The sequence below is a fragment of the Hyella patelloides LEGE 07179 genome, assembly GCF_900659865.1.
GTDB classification, from domain to species: Bacteria; Cyanobacteriota; Cyanobacteriia; order Cyanobacteriales; family Xenococcaceae; genus Hyella; species Hyella patelloides.
Window position 1 is genome coordinate 1 of record NZ_LR214385.1, and the last position, 5,354, is coordinate 5,354.

A 5,354-nucleotide genomic window follows, 5' to 3' on the forward strand; every position below is an offset into this window, starting at 1 on the left:
CTGTAAGCGTTTGAGCCAATCAGATAGAGCTAAGGACTCAACCTGATTGTAGACGACCATCAAGGTCGGAGCCTTAAACTCAATAGCTTAAAGCTATTAGCTTAGAGCTATTAGCTTTTCAAGGTAATTTAATTGGTCATGATGTTGATAGTTTCTTGGGAGTAGCATAGATGTCTAAGGGGAAGATACTTTTAGCGTGCAAATTTTTGAAGGAAACCTTTTTTATTCAAATCAGTCCTCAATATAATAGAGTGCTGAGTCAATATTTAGAGTGAAGTGTGGGCAAAAAATTATGTCGATCAAAAAAGTATTATCCCTAGGAATATTATTGGTAATTACTGCTGGTGTTTTAAATCGAGATCGAGCCGTTTCTCTTGACGAAGCTACAAAACAAATTGCCAAACTGCCTACTTCTCAGCCTAATAATATGAAATCAAATCAAATCTCTACATCAGACTCATCAGAATTAACTAAAATTATTGCTAGCCAAACAAAATTTGGTCTGAATTTATTTCAAGAAGTTGTTAAACAAAATCCTGAAGCGAATACTTTTATTTCTCCTCTTTCTGTGGGAGTTGCTCTGTCCATGCTTTACAATGGTGCAGATGACACTACTCAAAAAGAATTAAGTTCTGTGCTAGAAGCGATCGACATGAGTCTTGAAGAAGTGAATCAAGGGAATAAATTACTGACTCAAGAATTAGAAAATAGTGATTCGGAAGTTCAAATTGCGATCGCAAATTCTTTATGGTCTAAACTGAATTTCTCTATAGAACAATCTTTTTTGGATATTAACAAAAATTATTACGATACTACTATCCAAGAATTAGATTTTACTAGCCCAGATTCTGTCAATATTATTAATAGTTGGGTTGCTGAAAATACAGAAAATAAAATTACTGAAATAATCGATAAAATTAGCCCAGACCAAGCTTTATTTTTAATTAATGCGATCTATTTTAAAGGGCAATGGCAAAATAAATTTAATCCTGAAGCAACTAAAAAACAAAATTTTTATTTAGCAGATGGAAACGTTAAACAGCATCCTTTAATGTTCAATTTTGGTGGATATAAGTATTATGAAAACCCAAATTTTCAATTAGTTAATCTGCCTTATGGTTCGGGTAGTTTGAGCATGAATATTTTTCTACCTAAAAAAAGTTCTAACTTGACAGAATTTTTGGGATTACTGAATAGTGAAGATTTGGCTTCTTGGTTACAACAAATGAGACTCAAAGAAGGAAAAATTCAATTTCCTCGCTTTAAACAAGAATATGAAACTAATCTTAATAGTATTTTGCAACAATTGGGTGCATCAACAATGTTCGATCCTTCTCAAGCAAATTTCTCTAATTTAAGTGATGATTCTGTTGCTATTGACGAGGTAAAACACAAAGCAGTAATTGAAGTCAATGAAGAAGGTACAGAAGCAGCAGCAACTACATCTGTTGGAGCAGTTATTACCTCAGTTACTACTCCTTTTAATATGACTGTAGATCGTCCCTTTTTCTACACTATTCAAGATAATGAAACAGGAGCGATTATTTTTATGGGAACAGTACAAAATCCCGAACAATAGACATCTTTAGTAGATATACTGTAATGCGATCCCTTTTGCCAAGTCGCATAGTTTTTTGACCAGAGTATTGATTCTGGTATGTGATGGGACATTTTTAAAGTTTTTAATCATAAAATTACAAGTTATAATTATAGTAGATAAGAGCTTCAAAGGGCTTATTATTGTTGCATCTAAAGAGAATTTTTAGCTTGTTATCTAGCATATTCTCTTCGAGTTAACCATATCTGAAACAAATATTAATTTTTGATTTAAAATTTAGGATAAAAGTCTTTTTGTTGTATCAATTCGTAACAAATAAATAAAAATAAATTTTTGAGGGTTGCTATTTACCAAAGTATTTTAAAAAATAGCAGGGAGATATGGTATGGCTCAAGCATTTTTCGATCTCTCTCTAATAGATGGAGAAAATGGTTTTATTATCAATGGTCAGCAAGAAAATGAGCTATTGGGTAGCTCAGTTAGTCAGCTAGGTGATATTAATAGTGATGGTATTAACGATCTGATTATTGGTGCGCCGAGGAGAGACGATACAGACGATCGCCCTTTTACAGGAGCAGCTTACGTAGTTTTCGGTCAGAATGAATTTTCTACTAACTTCGAGTTATCGGCATTAGATGGCAGTAATGGCTTTATTCTTCAAGGGGTAAATACTGAAGATGGTACGGGTTCTTCTGTAAGCGATGCAGGAGATGTTAACGGCGACGGTATAGCAGATCTGATTATTGGTGCGCCTTCTGCTGGAGAGATCGTTGAAGATATTTACGGCGATAACGTCAATGACCGTCGAGGTGCGAGTTATCTGTTTTTTGGTAATGATAGCGGTTTTAACAGCATTGTTGATTTAGCTGATTTAGATGGTAGTAACGGTTTTTTGCTTTCTGGAATTAATTTTGGCGATCGCCTAGGCAAGTCTGTTAGTGGTGTGGGGGATTTTAATAGAGATGGCTTTGATGATGTGATCGTTGGCGCACCTAGTTACAATTATCAGGATGAATATGGCGGTAACAGTTATCTTATTTTTGGTCAAGCTGATGGATTTGCTGCCGACATTGATTTAACAATAATAGATGGCAGTAATGGCTTTGTAATTCAGGGAGTAGATGGGGGAGATACCTCTGGTTTTTCGGTTAGTGGTGCGGGGGATGTTAACGGAGATGGCTTTGATGATGCGATCGTTGGCGCGCCTAATGCCGATCCTGTGGAAAGCGAAGGCTATTATAATACGACCGAAGGAGCGAGTTATGTAGTTTTTGGCGGGACAGAGGTTGGCTCAGATGGCAGTTTTGAGTTAGCTAATCTCGATGGTAGTAATGGTTTTGCGATTAACGGTGAAGATGTAATCAATCTTCCTGAAAGTTCGGGGTTTTCGGTTAGTGGTGCGGGAGATATTAACGGAGATGGCTTTGATGACTTAATTATTGGGGCTGCTTATGGAGGAGTTCACAGTCGTAATTTTAGTGCAACCTATGTAGTTTTTGGTCAAGCTGAAGCATTCAATTCCAGCTTGGATGTATCCGCTCTTGATGGTAACAACGGCTTTACCATCGATTCTCTAAGCGGAGTTTCGGTTAGTGGTGCGGGAGATATCAACGGAGATGGCTTCAACGATCTCATTCTGGGTCATTTTAGCCATGGTGACAATTTTGGCACCCCATCGCCCTTCGTTTTATTTGGGAAATCAGAGCAATTTGCCCCTGTTCTGACTGATTCAGATTTTGATGGTAATCAAGGTTTTATTCCCGCACTCAGCAGTGATGGCTATGGTAGAGAATTTTACGGGGACTCGGTAAGTGAAGCAGGGGATATTAATAACGATGGTGTTGACGATCTAATTATTGGCTCATCTCACACTAACAGCAGCTATGTTATTTTTGGTCAAGCTGATGGATTTGCGCCCCAAATAGATTTAGATAATCGCGAACCAGACAGTAATTTTACTGCCTATTTCAGTGGTAGTCCTGTTCCCATTGTGGGAGTCAATTTAACTTTATCCGACCCTGATTCTCCAAATCTTTCCAGTGCAAGGGTAACAATTACCAATTTTCTGGATGGTGAAGCAGAAGTATTAACTGTTGACACTAGCAATACTAATATTACAGCCAGTTACGATCGCCAAACTGGAACTCTTAGTTTAACTGGAACTGATGCGATCGCTAACTACGAGCAGGTTCTCCAAACAGTTACTTATAACAATAGTGCCGATTCGCCTAATTCAGAAGCTCGTCTGATTGAGTTTGTCATTACAGATGATGCTGAATCACCAAAAGAAAGCGTTGTGGCAACAACTACCCTTAATTTACAGGGAGGTTTCAATATTGCCGATCTTGATGGTAGTAACGGATTTGTGATTAACGGGATCGACCCATCTGGTAGGTCTGGTAGTTCGGTCAGTAGTGCAGGGGACTTTAACGGTGATGGCATTGACGATGTAATTGTTGGGGCAAAATTTGTTAACTACGATGGTGGTATTACTGGACAAAGCTATGTTCTATTTGGCTCAAGTAATGAATTTGCTGCGGATTTTCACTTAGATGATTTGAATGGTAGCAATGGTTTTGCTCTCAACGGTCTTCCTGGCGATCGCTCTGGAAGTTCGGTTAACAGTGCTGGAGATGTTAATGGGGATGGTTTGAATGACATTATCATCGGTGCATACACTGGAGGCGATAACCAACAAGGTAAAAGTTATGTGGTGTTTGGTGCGGAAAGCGGATTTGCTGCTGAATTTGACTTATCTTCCTTAGATGGCAATAACGGCTTTGCAATCTCTGGCTTTGAATCCAATCTTGGTAAGTCTGTTAGTGGAGCAGGAGATATTAATAATGATGGGTTTGATGACATTATTGTTGGCTCATCAGAAAAGAGTGCTGTAGTCTTTGGTGCTGAAAATGGATTTGCTGCCGAATTTGACTTATCTTCCTTAGATGGCAATAACGGATTTACTTTTTTGAGTAACAACTTTTTAAGTTCTGTTAGTGAAGCAGGTGATGTTAATGGGGATGGCATCGACGACTTAATTATTGGTGGAGATAACCATGACGAACTAGATCAAAGCTATGTAGTATTTGGCTCGGAAAGTGAATTTAGTGCTGAATTTGATTTATCTTTACTGGATGGTAATAACGGATTTGCGCTTAATGGAGTTGAAACAAATCGAGATTTAGGTAGTTCGGTTAGCAGTGCGGGGGACATTAACGCCGATGGTATTGACGATCTTATCATTAGAGCTTCTGAATCTAGTTATGTCATATTCGGCTCTGCAACAGGATTTAATGCCAATTTTGATTTGACCACTATTGATGGTAGTAATGGTTTTGTAATTAATGGTCTGAGCCAAAATGATTTCTCTGGTAGTTCTGTTGGTGGAGCAGGAGATTTTAATGGAGATGGCATTGATGACGTGATTGTTGGTTCATTGGGTGATGCGATAGAAAACTATGTCATCTTTGGCTCAAACGATGGATTTAGTCCCAGCCTCAACGTCAATACTATAGATAGTAGTCAAGGTCTTGTTTTAAGGGGCATTGATGACAATGAAAGCTTTGGGGTTTCTGTTAGTGGAGCAGGAGATATTAACAACGATGGCGTTGATGACCTAATTATCGGTGCAGAGAGTGGAGATGTCGAACCCGATCTAACTTCTGCTGGCAAAAGCTATGTAGTATTTGGCAATGCCTACTTAACCCTAGACTTGAATGGCAGTAATGCAGACGTTGATTTAAATCCTATTTTTGAAGGAGAAACTATTGCCATTGTAGACAGTGGCTTGACTGTA

At 38.1% G+C, this 5,354-nt stretch carries 2 protein-coding genes; both read left to right on the forward strand.

Annotated features, from left to right (window positions below; genetic code table 11):
• Positions 1-292 precede the first annotated feature (292 nt).
• Positions 293-1,579, forward strand: a complete 1,287-nt coding sequence (locus H1P_RS34935; protein WP_144876320.1) for a serpin family protein — start codon at positions 293-295, stop codon at positions 1,577-1,579.
• 364 nt (positions 1,580-1,943) lie between these two features.
• A partial coding sequence (locus tag H1P_RS34940) for a beta strand repeat-containing protein (RefSeq protein ID WP_144876322.1) occupies positions 1,944-5,354 on the forward strand: 3,411 nt, incomplete at its 3' end.

Bases quoted from the DNA above. Each gene is read 5' to 3' on its own strand.
- H1P_RS34935 (WP_144876320.1), top strand. From the start codon at position 293: ATGTCGATCAAAAAAGTATTATCCCTAGGAATATTATTGGTAATTACT.